Consider the following 13,903-nt stretch of genomic DNA (forward strand, 5'->3'; position numbering starts at 1 on the left):
TTGTTCAAAGTATAAAAATCAAAGATTTCGCAGATTTAGAGGATTCAAACTGCTGACAAAATATGTAGCTTTTTACGGGTTTAGTCTGTTTACTTCAAATTTTTCACCGGAAACGGCCGTTAAATCCACCACCACCTCTTGCCCGCCAAAGCCATCCACCAAATCGTGGGCGCGCACGGTGACGGTTGTTACCTCTGGCGGGATGGGGACGTTGCTTTGGCTGCGGGTGAACGGTTGCTCGTTTTCGTGCGGGTGCAGCAGCAGCCGGGTGAATGGGTCGTTGGGATTTGCTTTGGCAACGGTGCCATCTGGCAGCACCACGTCCCAGCCGTCGGTGTAATCTTCCCAGCCGGTATCTGGATGGGTCACTTCTACCGAGAAGGTCCACAGGCCAACGGCCGTTTCCGTGGCAGAGACAGACAGCACATCGGCGTCAGCTTGGTTGGCAGGCGTTGGTGAGGAAAGTGGTGTGGGTGGAACGGCCGTTGCTTCTTCAACGACTTCAGGTTCATTGGTCGTTGTTGGTACGGTTGTCGCTGGAAGAACTTGCTCCAACTCAATCGTTTGAATTGGCCCATTGCCCTCTTGAATATTGCAACCAATAAACAGCAGCATCAAAATGATGCTTGGAAACAACTTTTTCACCCTGTCACCTCTGGTTTATACCACCCCACCGTGCGCTGAGACGGCCGTAAATACGTCGCCCGCACCCGCTCAATATCATCCAACGTGATTTGGTTCAGGCGCTCCAGCACCGTTTCATACCAGGTGTAATCCCCAATGACTGCCTCCGTCATGCCCAAAAGCTGTGCCTGCCCGGTGATGCTTTCCCCAGCCAGTACAAACTCCGCTTTGGCCCGCTTGAGTGCTTTTGCCAGCTCCTTTTTGGTGATGGGCTCTGATTCCAAGCGTGCCAATTCTGCCGCCAACGCGGCTTCCACTTCGGGCAAGGAATGGCCTGCCTGCACTACCGCATTCAGCGTGTACAAAAATGGATCGCTGGTGGGCGTGAGGCCGCCGTAGGCACTGGCTGCCAATTCTGTGTTGACCAATGCTTTGTACAGGCGGGAGCTTTTGTTGCTGCCGCCACCGCCAAACATGCCCAGGCTGCTGCCACCAGCAAACGCCGCATTTAGCAGCACCAGTGGCAAATAATCTGGATGGGATGCCGCCGGAGCGCGGTATGCCACGGTGAGGTAGGCAGTATCGCCAGGCCCCTGCACCACGGTGCGTCGCTCCCCTTTTTGGGGCGGTTCTTGCCGCATAATCGGATTGGCTGGCTGGCCAGATGGTAGATTTCCAAACTTGTTTTCAATCTTTGCCAGCATTTCTGCCCGCGAAAAATCGCCAACCACCACGACGATGGCGTTGTTGGCCACGTAATGCCGCCGATAATGGCCGTACAAATCGTCGCGGGTCATGCTGTGCAAATCGGCCATATCTCCAATCACTTCATGATGGTAGGGATGCACCCGAAACGCAGCTGAAGTGAGCTCTTCCATGAGCTGAAAATTGGGATCGTTTTCATACATTTGCCGCTCAGAAATGATGACCGTGCGCTCTGATTCGACCTCTTCTGGCGTCATAAGCGTGTTTACCATGCGGTCTGCTTCTAGCTGAATGGCCAGGTCAATTTTGCTGCTGGGCATCGTTTCATAATACGTAGTGAAATCAACCCAGGTGAAAGCGTTCCAAAAGCCCCCTTCGCGGGAAACCAGCCCATCTAGCGAGCCGTTGGGGAAGGTGGGCGTGCCTTTGAACATCATGTGCTCAACCCAGTGGGAAGCGCCCGTGTTGCCCGGCTTTTCGTGCCTGCTGCCCACACGGTACCAAACCATGAAGCTGGCGACGGGGGCGTGGTGCATCTCTTTCAGCACAACGGTGAGGCCGTTGTTGAGGATTGTTTTGTGAACCGAATTTGTCATGAAGCATCCTTTGTCGCTGCGCCTTGCAGGATGGGGGATTATAGCAATGGATGGAGGAATGGGGAAACGGCCGTTACCACCCAGACGCAAAAAAACCTGCCAAATGAAAACTTCCTCATTTGGCAGGTTTGGGATGCTTAAAAATGTTGGTTTGGCGTTACGCTTGTTTTTCCAGTTCTTTCTCAGTTACGAGGCCATTGGGAGATGGAACGGCCGTTTCCACCTCAGGTTCCATCAAGGCCGCACCAACTGCTAAATAGTCATACCCTTTCCCTACCAGGCTGCTGTAGTCGGGAATCATGCGACGGCCGTCAATGACCAGATAGGGTGGCTTCACCGCTTTCTCAATGGTGCGAGACAAGCCGCGGAACTCTTCCCAATCAGTCGAGATATAAACCGCGTCGCTGCCGTCCAATGCTTCCTGAACCGTATTGTGGTAGCTAATGCGCTCAAACAGATGGTTTTTCTCTGGATTGAACCAGTATTCCTGAGCGGCTTCCATTGCTAGGGGATCATACGCGCGGATGGATTTGACGCCCTTGCTCAACAACGCTTCTACCGCTTTCAGAGCAGCCGAATCGCGCATATCGTTCGTGCGCTTTTTAAAGGCCAAGCCTAGCAAAGCGACCGTTTTCTGGTTGAAATTGAAATCCGCTTCATGCACAGCGCGATCAATCAAGTAGGTCTTTTGGTATTCGTTGATGTTATAGACTGCCTGGAGCAAATCGGTAGAGCAACCAGCCTGGTTTAGCTGGTAAATGAGTGATTGAATATCCTTGCCGAAGCAGCTACCGCCAGCTCCATTGCTGACATAGGAGCCCCAGGTGCTGATTCGGTTATCGGCCGTGACGCCCAGTTTCAAATCTTCCATGCGGACGTTGGGCAGCGCTTCACCTACGCGCGCGCCCACGCCATTCCAGAATGAGATGTAAGTGAGTAGCAGGGTGTTACCCATGTATTTGATCGCTTCGGCCGTTTCTGGCGTGGTCTCCACGTATTTAATCCGCACATGGTTTACAAATTGGGAGTAAACGCGACGCAAAATCTGGAAATCTTCCTCAGTATCGGCACCTACCACAATGCGGTCGGGACGGCGTGAGCCGTCCACGGCGTTGCCTTGCGCCAAAAATTCTGGGTTTGAAGCAACGCCAAAGTTTTCTACGCCATGTTCGTGCATGATACGCTCGAGCAAACGGGCGGTGCCAACGGGGACGGTGCTTTTATTTACCAGAACGACGCGGTTGTGGTTTTTACGGTTGGCCAGGTAATCGGCGATGTCATGGGCTGCTTTTAGATAATAGGTGAGGTCGGTTGAACCATCACGGTTCGGTGGCGTATTGATGCACATATAAAAAACATCAGTTTCTTCCACCACGTTGCTGATGTCTGAGGTGAAAAAGAGGTACCGGTCAATGGTGTCGGCGATGGCGGCTGGCAAGCCTGGCTCGTTCACATATCGCTCTATTTGTTCAGGGTCTGCGCTTTGGTAAGCTGCAATTTTATTGGGGTCAATATCGTAAGCGTATACTTCATGACCCGCTTCCGACAAAACGGCCGCATGGGGCAATCCCACAAAACCAGTACCAACAACAATTATTTTCATTTTTACACTCCTTCATTCAGTTATTATTTGAGAATCTTACAAAGTTTTACAATGAAGTTGCTGGATTGTGTGTGGGGGAGGGCTTGGTAAAACTTTGAGGATTATTTCATTTTGTTAAATCGTCACAAACACAAATTGGCTCCAAAAATACCATAGTTTACGGTATTAGGTCACACTTACATTTGTACTTTCAGGCAACGTTTTGGCTATCAAGGTCGCTGCCCGACGGCCGATTCCCACGGCAAAATTGGTGCCACGATCCCACGGATACACCTGGCTCATGCTGGCAAAGTAAAGGCCGGGGATGGGTGTTTGCAGGGCGGGAATATTTTGTGAATGGTTCACAAGCGGCACGGGCTGGGCGTAGCTGGCTTTGAAGAGCCAGCTTTTGCGTATCCATTCTGGTTTGAATGCTGGATTGATTTTTGTAAGCGCATCGGTGAAGAGCTGCTCTAGTTCAGGTTGGCTCATCGTCATGTAAGGGTGATCCGGGTTGACATAATCGCCACAGTAGACGATGTGATCGCCCCCGTAATGCTGCCGATCAATGTAGTTGGTATGCTCCACCAGGGCCAGGAACGGGAGTTCGTTTTCGCTTTTGTTTGGGGAGGTGGCAGGGATGTTGAGCCAGTAGGTGTTGCTGTTTGCCATGAGCGGCCGTTTCAGAGCCAACGTCAGTACCACAGCCCCCATACTTTTGAGCTTTAGCAGTTGCCCCAAGTAATCTTCTGGCAAAGCGGGTGCCATTTTGCTCAACAGTTTGGGCGAGGTTGTGACCAAACAAGCGTCAAACGTGTTCACATCAGCCCGGCCATGAATGGTCAGGGCGAGGCGATTGTCATCAGTGGGTGTGATGCTTTGCACGGGGCTGTTCAGGCAGATTTTGCCACTGCGTTGGGTAACGGCCGTTTCCAGCACATCAATAAACGCCTGAAAGCCCCCCTCAAAATAGCCCAGCTTAAAGCTACGCACGTACAGCCGCGCCCACAGCCAGGCCATGTTTACCTTATCGAAATAGTCGCCAAATTTACCAATAAGCAGCGGTTTCCAGCTTACATCATAAATTTTTTGGCCATAGAACTTGCGTGTCCAGGAAACGGCCGTGTGCTGCTCTAAATACTGCCAAAACTTGGTAAACCGAATAAACGCCCCCACCACACCAAAGCGGAAAAAGTTAAAAATGTTGTAACCAGGGAACTTAAACCAATCCACCGGATTGCTAAATGGGTAAATGTTGCCGTTGTACAGAATGGAGGTGCGCGGCGTGGGGAAAAATAGCTTTCCTCTAATTCCTAGCTCCTCCACCAGCCCAATAATCGCTTCATCTGTTTCAAACAGGTGATGGTAAAACTTCTCCAGCGGCCACTCCCAATTTTCATCCTCAAAACCGGTGGCGAGTCCACCAACCTGGTTGCTAGCTTCAAACAGCGTCACGTCGTGGCCAGCCGCCAGCAAATCATACGCAGCAGAAAGCCCTGCCAATCCAGCACCCACAATGGCGATTTTCATGCGCCGGCCTCCTGCTCGGCTACCTGCACAGCGCGGCCAAAGTCTGCCCAGCCAAGCCCTTCTTTGAGCATGTAGTAGCCGCCCAACAGGGTGATGGGCAGCCAAAGCGCTGCGTGCAGCACCAGGGTGTAAGCCGTTGCCAGACCCTGCTCAATGCCATACAGCGTCAGCACGGCAATGCCGGGGCCATCAAATGTGCCGACGTAACCGGGTGCAGAAGGTAGTGTTGTGGCTAGATTGACAATGCCGTTCATCAACATCAGGGCAAAAAAGCTTACTTCAAAGCTGAAGGCGTGCATCACGAACCAATATTTCACCGTTTCTAGTAACCAAATCACGACGGACGTGAGGAAAATCATGAGGACGTTTTGGAAGCTGCGAAGCGATTCCAGCCCGGTGAGGAAGCGTTGCAGGAAGTCGAGAAGCGGCCGTTTCAACCGATCCGGCAAAAATTTGTCACCCAACCACTCGGCCAGTGCGTAAAATCGGTCTGGCATGGCAGCCAGGGCAAAAAAGATGACCATCGCCACAAAAAAAAGGATGCTGGCCGTGATAACAATCGAGCGAATTGATCCGTCATCGCCCGGAATGGGGGTAAAGGGAAGCGCCACAAAAACAAAGACGAGCATGACCAATCCGTCAAATACACGTTCTACAATCACGGTTGCCAGGCTGGCACTCATGGGCACCTCTTCGCGGCGGCGCAGCACGTATGAACGAAGCACTTCGCCCGCCCGGAATGGATAAATATTGTTGCCCATGTAGCCAATGACGACGACGGGGAATAGGTTGCGGAGGGGGATATGTTTTAACGGCCGTAACATATAATCCCAGCGCCAAGTTCGCGCCCAAACTGCCACAAAATAGACCGCCACGCCGGGCAGCAGCCACCAATAATTAGCAGACTGAACGTCTTGCCATACTTCCGATAAATCCAGGCCGCTTAATGCCCACCAAAGAAAAACAGCGCTAATCGCAACGCCGATCCAAAAATAAATTCTCTTCAACGCAAATAACCTCAGAAGTTTTACACAATGCCGCAGCAAAAGCCGCAATTGTACCATGCACCCTTACCCTGTCATCCTGAATTAACGTGCTTGCAAGCACTCTCAAAGTGGACGTCTGACAAATTTTTTTTGCAGGGTTTTGACATCGGCAAAAAATTATGATAGCGTTTTATCAGTTTTTATTGGCAGTTTCTTGGTAACAAGCAATTGCCCTGTTCAACTGTAGGAGGTAGGTAACCGTGGCAGAACGCGAAGCAGGTACTGTAAAATGGTTTAGTAATGACAAAGGGTATGGTTTTATTGAACGGGACGCAGGTGGTGACATCTTCGTTCATTACAGTGCCATCCAGGGCAGTGGCTATCGTTCTTTGGAAGATGGCCAGCGGGTTGAATTTGCAGTGGCAGAAGGGCCTCGTGGGCTACAGGCTCAAGAGGTAAACCGAATCGCTGATTAGCACAATATCTAACTTGCAACCCAAAAGCGCACATCAAACGATGTGCGCTTTTTTTGTGCGTGTTTATTTACCCTAAAGGGATTGAATACGCCGCCACTTATGGCGAATGGAATCTTTTTCGGTTTTGGTACCTCGTCTGCTTGCAGCGGGGTAGTTCATTTCTGTTGAAAATTATCGGCCAAAGTGCATGGGCATGATGATGTGGATAAAGTCGGTATCGCCTACCGGTTTGATAACGCCCGGCTCCATCGGATTGGTGGTTTCCAAGGCTACTTGTGGCGTGTCTATCACGCTCAAAACATCAGCCATGTATTTAACATTGAAGGCGATTTCGATGGGATCGCCATCTACATCGGCATCTATGGGGGCTACAGAGTCGCCCGTTTCTGTGCTAGTGGCGGCAATCACGGCCGAACCGGGGCTGAGTTCGTCTCCTGGATCGATGCGAACGCGGGCGGTGTGGCTGGATTCACGGGCAAAAATTTCGGCGCGTTTGCAGGCGCTGCGGAATTCGGCCGTGCTAAGAACGGTACGGGTGAGGTTGTTTTTTGGGATGATGGGGGTGTAATCCGGGAAGGTTTCGTTGATGAGTTGAGAGACGAGTACCACGTTGTCCATGTCAAAAACAATTTGGTTGCGTCCCTCTGGCATGGAGATGTAGACGGCATCGTTATCATCGCTGGCAATGCGGGAGAGTTCCATTAGCGCCCGCGCTGGCACAATGATGTCAATGGGTTTTTCTACAAAGCCGGGAATGTGGGCAGAGCGCAGTGAGAGGCGAAAGCCGTCGGTGGCGGCCATGAGCATTTTACTTTCTTCAAAATGGGTGGAGACGCCCGTAAGGGTGGGGCGGGTGTCGTCGGTGGCGGCAGCCAGGGCGACTTGGTTGATCATTTGCTTGAGCACGGCCGTTTCCACCCGAATGCGGCTATCTTGATCGGGCTGAGGAACCAGGGGGAACTCTTGTGCATCAATGCCCTTGATGTTGGCTTCGGTACGGCCGCACGTTACATGAACCGTCTGAGTTTGTTCATTTAGCACCAAATCCACGCGATCTTGTGGCAACGCGCCTACTAAATCGCCAAAGGTGCGGGCGGGGACGGTGACAGCACCTTCTTCTTCCACTTTGGCGCCAATCCAGGCGGTAATAACAATTTCCAGATTGGTGGCAGAGAGTTTAAGACGGCCGTTGTCGGTTTCTAGCAGCACATTGGCCAGAACTGGTAGCATGGAGCGTGTACTTACCGCTCGGCCAACAATATTTAACCCTTTTGCCAAATTTTCTTGCAGACAGGAAACCTTCATTGCCACACCTCTCTAAAGTATTGTTGTATTACCCCGCAGTTGCGCCTGGAGCTAGTATATAGGAACGGGACAGGATGGGCAAGATGATATTTGTGGATTTTGCAGGTGTAAAAGAGGGGCTCTGAGGCGCTTTTACAGAGACCAATTTGTAAACTTTGCCCATCTCTGAGCAGCGTCCCAAATCAGGTCGTAAACGGGGTCTTTGATGTCGTAGTAGGTTTCTTTGTCGTTACCGTGGTGTTTAGCTAACTGGCGTTTGATAATTTCTACTGCCTCGGCTGATTTTGGATGGGCGCGTAGATAATCACGAAAGAGCAGTGGATAGTGTTGGTTCGGTTTCCCGGCTACGCGCACATGAATGTTGGCGCGTCGTTCTCCTGCACGCTCCACAAACAAAAATTTCTGCCAGTTTTCAGGGGTAGGGTCTTCACCCGATGGTACGTGATCGGTTACGTTTTCTCGAAATTGCTGAAATCCGGCGGTGAGCAATGCTTGCCGCGCAGCCTCCGTGAGGGCGCCCACCGTTATCTGCACGTCAATCACATCTTTGGCGCCCAGCCCCGGCACGGATGTGGAGCCAATGTGGTCAATCCGCAAGGCTAGTGAGCCTAATGCTTCAGACAAGTTTGCTTTAATTTGCTCGAATTCCTGGGGCCAACGGCCGTTGTACGCCACAATCACAATCATGAATTTTATAGTTTGCGCTCAAATAATACCTCGACGGCCAATGCTGCCTCTCCCTCAGGGGTGATGTTGTGCATGAGGAACTTAAATTGTGCTTCGGAAAGCGGTTGGATGGTGATTCGCCAGCCCCAATCGGGGCCGGGTGGGGCCGCATAGCTGCCCAGCACAGAAATCCCGCCGTCCGGCTGTATCTCTCCGGTGCAGTACATCATCACATGCTGCATATGCCAGGAATCCACCCAGGCAGCGTCCACTTGGTCTCCGTTGGCGCCAAAGAGGAGTAACCCTTCCTGGGGTTGCCCTGCGTCTGCCCAACTGTAATGTAGCGTGGCAAATTTACCTTTTGCGGTTGGCTGGAGTACGGCCGTTGCCACCGATTTACGCGCCGGTTCTGAAGGATCAAGCCACAGGCGGTTGGTTCCTTGCCAATTTCCAGTCAAGGACATTAGCTCTTTTGAAACAGTCACCTTTAATCTCCTTTGAGCTTAAATTTACTTAGGTCTGATTGTACGCAGCCTGCAATTTATCAATTTCAATCTTTTGCATTTGCAGCATTGCTTCAGTAACTTTTTGGGCTTTTACAGGGTCTTCATCATTCATCATCTCAATGAGCACCGAGGGAATGATTTGCCATGAGAGGCCAAATTTGTCTTTGAGCCAGCCGCATTGCTGTTCCTCTCCACCACCCTCAAGCAATTTTGTCCACAGCGCATCTACTTCCTCTTGCGAATGACAATCTACATAGAGTGAAATTGCCTCAGTGAACTTGAAATGAGGACCAGCATTCATGGCCACAAACTCTTGCCCTTCAAGCTGGAATCTGGCAGTGAAAAGCGTGCCTTCGGGAAAAGGCGCGTCTTTGCCGTACCGATTTATTTCCAAGATTTTCGAATTGTTAAATATAGAAACGTATAGGTTAATTGCTTCTTCCGCCTGAGTGTCGAACCACAAAAAAGGGGTGATTTTTTGCATGTATTTTCCTCGCTAAATTGCAAATCTAAGCGTTGATGTCGTCTGTAACGCGATGAATTATTGGTACATGGGTCAATCGCTAGCTACCTTTATCAGCTTAGCTTGAAAGCGGTCGGGGTATGTCTCCTGATACCCCCAGACATCTAGCTCGGGCAACGTCACACCGTGGCTGTTGAGGAATGTCGTAATATCAGTTCGGTGTGCAATGCCGTGATAGGCCAGAGACATGAAGATTAGTCGCGCTTGGTAATCAAACTTCCAGCCGTTATTCTCCTCATGCACATTGTCGGTAGGGGAGACGCGCTTTATCGTCTCTAAAAACGCCTCGCCCACTTGAACCGCAAAAGTTGCCATCTGCTCTAAGCTAGGATCATCTTCCCATTTGTTGAAAGCGGGCTGTGGGTCAGTTCCGTGAATCCGATTTAGAAAGCCAGCCTCTGCATGCAATATGTGGCCGAAAGTCTCAAGAATCGAACCCGCCGTACCCCGAATGTCGGCTGTGAGCAAGTCCTTGTTGAGGTTCATGCAGACAGTCATTAGTTGCTGGTTAGCCCATTGATTGTAACGAACGAATTCGACTATCGTCGGTTCGGGTTGTATTTCCACGTTCAACATCTCCTTCTGCTCGGCTTGAACGAGCTATTGCCACTTTGGGCATTGATTAGGCCGTTGCTATTTCCAATAGCTTGCTAACCGTGCGCCAGTTACGCGCCGTTGCGGCCACGCCTAACGCGCGCTCTACTTTTGTAGCCAGCTTAGACCGGCCGATTCCCTCAGGCGCGTACAGGTAAAACGTTTTGTCGAGCAGTTTGAACTGCTCACTTTCGCTTTTAATTGATTCTAGCTTGGCCAAATCCGGGCTGGTTGGCGCAGATTCCAGGAAGTAAAAGTGGAGGGTTTTGTATTGTTCATCGGTAGTGGGGAAGGGGTTGTAGGCAACGGCCGTTTCCAAATCCGCCACAGTTAGCAACAGAATCCGAGGCACAAAGCCATGATTTTCACCAATCGCCACGCCAATTTCTTCTGCCAAGGCTGGCAAATCGGTGCGATTGATTTGGCAAACCACGTTGCCACTCTGAATGTAGGTTTGCACATTTACCAAACCAATCTCCGCCAAAATCGTTTTCAGATTACGCATGGGCAGCTTGTTGCGGCCGCCCACGTTGATGCCCCGTAATAAAGCAATAATTGTATTCATCAGCTTCAAGGAAAAATCCGCAGATTTCGCAGATTACACAGATTTTTAATCCCTAATCTGCGAAATCTGTGGATAAATTTTTTACCCACCAGCCATTGCGCCGATGATACGGAACGGCTCTGTACCATTTGCAATCGTTTCTGGCAGCGGCTTTTCTGGCGTTTCGTGGGACCAATCTTGCCCGGCAGCAAAAAAGCGAATGAAGTCCCGCCGCTTGTGTGTCTGGTGATCCCGAATTGTGCCGCGCAGCACCGGATACATCACTTCCAGCTTATCCAGGATGGCCCGTTGCGTCACTGGGCCATCCAGCTCAAGCTGAATCTCTTTGCCAACCTTGGCCAAATTCCGCAGATGAAACGGTAACGTTACGCGAATCATGGCAGCGTTTGTACTTCGATAGACAAAACTTTAGGGAGGTCTCGCGCAATCGCGTTCCAGCTATCACCAGAATCAGCTGAGGCATATACCTGGCCGCCCGTCGTGCCAAAGTAGATACCGCACGATTCAAGCGTGTCAATAGCCATCGCATCCCGCAGGATATTGACATAACAATTTTCTTGCGGTAGGCCGTTGGTTAGTGCTTCCCACTCATTGCCCCCGGTGCGGCTGCGATAAACGCGCAGCTTGCCTTCCGGCGGATAATGCTCAGAGTCGCTTTTGATGGGCACCACGTAAATGGTTTCTGGTTCATGGGCATGAACGGCGATAGGGAAGCCAAAATCGCTGGGCAGATTGCCGCTGACTTCGTGCCACAGCTCGCCACCGTTGTCGCTACGCATTACGTCCCAATGTTTTTGCATAAACAACACCTCTGGCCGCGACGGGTGGATACTGATGTTGTGAACGCAATGGCCCACATCAGCGCGTTCTTCTGGAATTTCCCAGGGGGAGACCAACCCATTGTTGATTGGCCGCCAGGTTTCGCCCCCGTCATCGGTGCGAAACGCGCCTGCGGCCGAAATGGCGACGATGATGCGGTTGGGGTTGCTAGGGTCGAGGACGATGGTGTGTAGGCAAAGACCCCCCGCTCCTGGCTGCCACAAATGTCCTTTCACTTCGCGCAATCCGGGTAATTCTTGCCAACTTTGTCCGCCGTCGCTGGAGCGGAACAGAGCCGCATCTTCCACGCCAGCATAAACGGTATCTGCCTCGGTGAAAGATGGCTCTAGATGCCAGACGCGCTTAAATTCCCAAGGATGCTGCGAGCCATCGTACCATTGGTGGGTGCCGGGGTCATTGTCATAGGTGAAGTCGTTATTCATGGCTTCCCACGTTTTGCCGCCATCATCAGAGCGCTGGATGAGTTGGCCAAACCAGCCAGTGGATTGGGAGACGTAGATGCGGTCTGGGTTTACGCGGGAGCCTTTCATGTGGTAAATCTCCCAACCCGCAAAGTGGGGGCCGCTCACTTCCCAATCTTGCCGTTTTTCATCTGATGTAAGAATAAAGGCACCTTTCTTGGTACCTACTAATACGCGTACACCGCTCATATTTTATTTTCTCCTTGTTTTTTGCTCGTGGCAGTTATTTCAATTCTAAAGATAGCTGCCAGGAAACACCAAATCGGTCGGCACACCAGCCGAACTTTTCACTAAAGGGGTATGGTGCCAAGGGCATCATAATTTGCCCGTCGTGCGACAGGCCTGCAAATAATCGGTCAATCTCTGCTTCACTGTCACAGGTGACGAAAATGGAGATGGAGGGGGTAAAAGTAAAGCCGTGGTTGATGCTGCTATCTATACACATAAACTGCTGGTCTTTGATTGTAAATTTTGCGAGGCGCACGGTTCCCTCTACGCCATCTTCGTTGGCTCCATAGCGATCGATGTGGGAAACGGCCGTTTCCTCAAACAGCGACGTGTACAAGTTGATGGCTTCTTCTGCTTGGCCTTCAAACATTAAAAATGTGGCTACCTGTTGCATCGGTTTGTCCTTTACCTATACGCGTTTTGAGCGCATCGCTTTTTTCTTTGTCACTGTCACGTCTTCAACAAGTTGGTGATATTCTTCGGACTCCACACCGAAAATCGCAATTTTGCCATCGGCATTGCTGTGAACGCCCCAGCCGTACTGCTTGGTGAGCGGCGAAGCTCGGAAGCACGGCTGCCCTTTGGAGAAGAAGAGATGACGCTGTTCAGCTAAATTTTCTTTGGGAATCTCTTTTCTGGTGGCAAAAACGGCAAACAAAACGTCGTCAGAGGTATATTCGTAGGGATGTTCATGCAACATTTCAAATTGCAGGTTTGCTACGGATTTTTTGTTGCCTTTGATTGGTGGCACGTTGCCTTGGGTGGCAGGACTGTCTTCGGCGATTTCGATTAAAGTGTTGAAATAGTTTGTAGAGTGCATATTTCTCTCGCTAATTTTTCAGGGTACACATTGCCTGGCGGATTTCGCCCAGGTGGTAGGCGGTATGGACGATTGTGGCGATGGCTCCGCCAATTACACGTTCGTTAGGCCAGACGGGGGTGTCGTGGATGAGCTGTTTGATGCGATTGTAACTGTCCCGCAGTTCGTTTTGGATTTCTTGCCACTGTTGGGGGGAAACGGCCGTTACCTCCCGCCAAATTTCACCCCAATCAGCTGGCTCAAACTGCTGGGTTCGCACTCTCTGCTCCAGCACATCCAGGTAAAATGCCGTGTGCTTCACCTGTGCCGCCAGCGTGGCGCATTGGCCACCTACCGGAATGGATGCTTCTTCGGCTGAAATGGTGGCTAAGGTTTCAAACATAGAGGTGCCCCCGTCCAAATAAATCCCCTGGACATTGTCGAACGTTTCATCCAGGAGTAGATAGAGAGCTTTTTTGAACAGATCAGCATCAATCTGGCTTGACATAATTATTTCTCCGAGAGTGTTTTTGCAAGGACTTATTGAATCAGAATGAAAGTGTATCTTGTTGGTTGCCCGGATGTTGTTGAGAAGGTGTGAAAATAGGTGAGTTGTGTGGGCAAGGTGAGAGGATTATAGAACAAATTTTCTAATTTGTCTATCATTTTTTCAGGTTAGTTTGGAAGGGTGGTTACGACCGTTTCCCAACTTATTTCTTTCGTCGCAGGGCAGGAGCTGTAAGAGCCATTAGAATCACAGCCAAAAAGGCTGCGCCCCATTGCCAAACTGCGGGATAGCTAAGTGCCGGGTAAAGCAACAGCCCAATCGAAATGCCCAGGATCATCATGGCAATCAAATAACCAAAATCACGAATGGAAAGTGATGAACGAGCACTCTCTTTCTTTTGAATCATGCC

The 13,903-nt window shown here is 50.8% G+C and carries 19 protein-coding genes; 2 read left to right on the forward strand and 17 right to left on the reverse strand.

The window, feature by feature from the left end; genetic code table 11:
- Window positions 1–72: 72 nt before the first annotated feature.
- Window positions 73–645 (reverse strand): hypothetical protein, encoded by a 573-nt coding sequence (locus tag ACOQPM_RS01010; protein ID WP_420627361.1) that lies wholly within the window; start codon window positions 643–645, stop codon window positions 73–75.
- The gene (locus ACOQPM_RS01015; protein WP_420627362.1) at window positions 642–1,925 is read right to left on the reverse strand and encodes a M16 family metallopeptidase; all 1,284 of its coding nucleotides are present in this window, start codon (window positions 1,923–1,925) and stop codon (window positions 642–644) included. The genes ACOQPM_RS01010 and ACOQPM_RS01015 overlap by 4 nt, the downstream gene beginning before the upstream one ends.
- Here ACOQPM_RS01015 and ACOQPM_RS01020 point away from each other — a divergent pair.
- A complete protein-coding gene (locus tag ACOQPM_RS01020; protein ID WP_420627363.1) occupies window positions 1,908–2,066 on the forward strand; it encodes a hypothetical protein in 159 nt (52 codons plus the stop codon). The two genes, ACOQPM_RS01015 and ACOQPM_RS01020, sit on opposite strands and share 18 nt — an antisense overlap.
- 16 nt (window positions 2,067–2,082) lie before the next feature.
- Here the strand turns inward: ACOQPM_RS01020 and ACOQPM_RS01025 are convergent, their stop codons facing one another.
- The 3 genes from ACOQPM_RS01025 to ACOQPM_RS01035 all read right to left on the reverse strand — a co-directional run bounded on the left by ACOQPM_RS01025 (window position 2,083) and on the right by ACOQPM_RS01035 (window position 6,044).
- Window positions 2,083–3,528, reverse strand: a complete 1,446-nt coding sequence (locus tag ACOQPM_RS01025) for a UDP-glucose dehydrogenase family protein (protein WP_420627364.1) — start codon at window positions 3,526–3,528, stop codon at window positions 2,083–2,085.
- 165 nt (window positions 3,529–3,693) lie between these two features.
- A complete protein-coding gene (locus ACOQPM_RS01030) occupies window positions 3,694–5,037 on the reverse strand; it encodes an NAD(P)/FAD-dependent oxidoreductase (protein WP_420627365.1) in 1,344 nt (447 codons plus the stop codon).
- Complete coding sequence (locus ACOQPM_RS01035; protein ID WP_420627366.1) at window positions 5,034–6,044, reverse strand: lysylphosphatidylglycerol synthase transmembrane domain-containing protein; 1,011 nt, start codon at window positions 6,042–6,044, stop codon at window positions 5,034–5,036. The genes ACOQPM_RS01030 and ACOQPM_RS01035 overlap by 4 nt, the downstream gene beginning before the upstream one ends.
- Window positions 6,045–6,283: 239 nt before the next feature.
- Between ACOQPM_RS01035 and ACOQPM_RS01040 the strand changes: the two genes are divergently transcribed.
- Complete coding sequence (locus ACOQPM_RS01040) at window positions 6,284–6,499, forward strand: cold-shock protein (protein WP_420627367.1); 216 nt, start codon at window positions 6,284–6,286, stop codon at window positions 6,497–6,499.
- 171 nt (window positions 6,500–6,670) lie between these two features.
- Here the strand turns inward: ACOQPM_RS01040 and dnaN are convergent, their stop codons facing one another.
- From dnaN to ACOQPM_RS01100, 12 genes are all read right to left on the reverse strand, one after another.
- Window positions 6,671–7,804: a DNA polymerase III subunit beta gene (gene dnaN / locus ACOQPM_RS01045; protein ID WP_420627368.1), complete on the reverse strand. Its 1,134-nt coding sequence runs from the start codon at window positions 7,802–7,804 to the stop codon at window positions 6,671–6,673.
- A gap of 132 nt (window positions 7,805–7,936) precedes the next feature.
- Window positions 7,937–8,491 carry a GrpB family protein gene (locus ACOQPM_RS01050; protein ID WP_420627369.1) on the reverse strand — a complete coding sequence of 185 codons (555 nt, stop codon included), beginning with the start codon at window positions 8,489–8,491 and terminating at the stop codon, window positions 7,937–7,939.
- A 5-nt stretch (window positions 8,492–8,496) separates the two neighbouring features.
- Complete coding sequence (locus tag ACOQPM_RS01055) at window positions 8,497–8,955, reverse strand: DUF1579 family protein (RefSeq protein ID WP_420627370.1); 459 nt, start codon at window positions 8,953–8,955, stop codon at window positions 8,497–8,499.
- Between the two features lie 28 nt (window positions 8,956–8,983).
- Window positions 8,984–9,460 carry a VOC family protein gene (locus tag ACOQPM_RS01060; protein WP_420627371.1) on the reverse strand — a complete coding sequence of 159 codons (477 nt, stop codon included), beginning with the start codon at window positions 9,458–9,460 and terminating at the stop codon, window positions 8,984–8,986.
- A gap of 72 nt (window positions 9,461–9,532) precedes the next feature.
- A complete protein-coding gene (locus ACOQPM_RS01065) occupies window positions 9,533–10,075 on the reverse strand; it encodes a DinB family protein (RefSeq protein WP_420627372.1) in 543 nt (180 codons plus the stop codon).
- A gap of 46 nt (window positions 10,076–10,121) precedes the next feature.
- Window positions 10,122–10,658, reverse strand: coding sequence for a DUF1697 domain-containing protein (locus tag ACOQPM_RS01070; protein WP_420627373.1), 537 nt, complete (start codon window positions 10,656–10,658; stop codon window positions 10,122–10,124).
- 81 nt (window positions 10,659–10,739) lie between these two features.
- Window positions 10,740–11,036, reverse strand: coding sequence for a MoaD/ThiS family protein (locus ACOQPM_RS01075; protein WP_420627374.1), 297 nt, complete (start codon window positions 11,034–11,036; stop codon window positions 10,740–10,742).
- On the reverse strand, window positions 11,033–12,148 hold the full coding sequence (locus ACOQPM_RS01080; RefSeq protein ID WP_420627375.1) for a WD40/YVTN/BNR-like repeat-containing protein: 1,116 nt from the start codon (window positions 12,146–12,148) through the stop codon (window positions 11,033–11,035). The genes ACOQPM_RS01075 and ACOQPM_RS01080 overlap by 4 nt, the downstream gene beginning before the upstream one ends.
- A gap of 34 nt (window positions 12,149–12,182) precedes the next feature.
- Window positions 12,183–12,581, reverse strand: coding sequence for a VOC family protein (locus tag ACOQPM_RS01085; RefSeq protein ID WP_420627376.1), 399 nt, complete (start codon window positions 12,579–12,581; stop codon window positions 12,183–12,185).
- A gap of 15 nt (window positions 12,582–12,596) precedes the next feature.
- Window positions 12,597–13,007: a DUF6157 family protein gene (locus tag ACOQPM_RS01090; RefSeq protein ID WP_420627377.1), complete on the reverse strand. Its 411-nt coding sequence runs from the start codon at window positions 13,005–13,007 to the stop codon at window positions 12,597–12,599.
- A gap of 10 nt (window positions 13,008–13,017) precedes the next feature.
- Window positions 13,018–13,494 (reverse strand): hypothetical protein, encoded by a 477-nt coding sequence (locus ACOQPM_RS01095; protein WP_420627378.1) that lies wholly within the window; start codon window positions 13,492–13,494, stop codon window positions 13,018–13,020.
- A 202-nt stretch (window positions 13,495–13,696) separates the two neighbouring features.
- A complete protein-coding gene (locus tag ACOQPM_RS01100) occupies window positions 13,697–13,900 on the reverse strand; it encodes a hypothetical protein (protein WP_420627379.1) in 204 nt (67 codons plus the stop codon).
- Window positions 13,901–13,903: the final 3 nt, after the last annotated feature.

The sequence above is a fragment of the Candidatus Leptofilum sp. genome, from assembly GCF_965223525.1.
GTDB lineage: Bacteria > Chloroflexota > Anaerolineae > Promineifilales > Promineifilaceae > Leptofilum.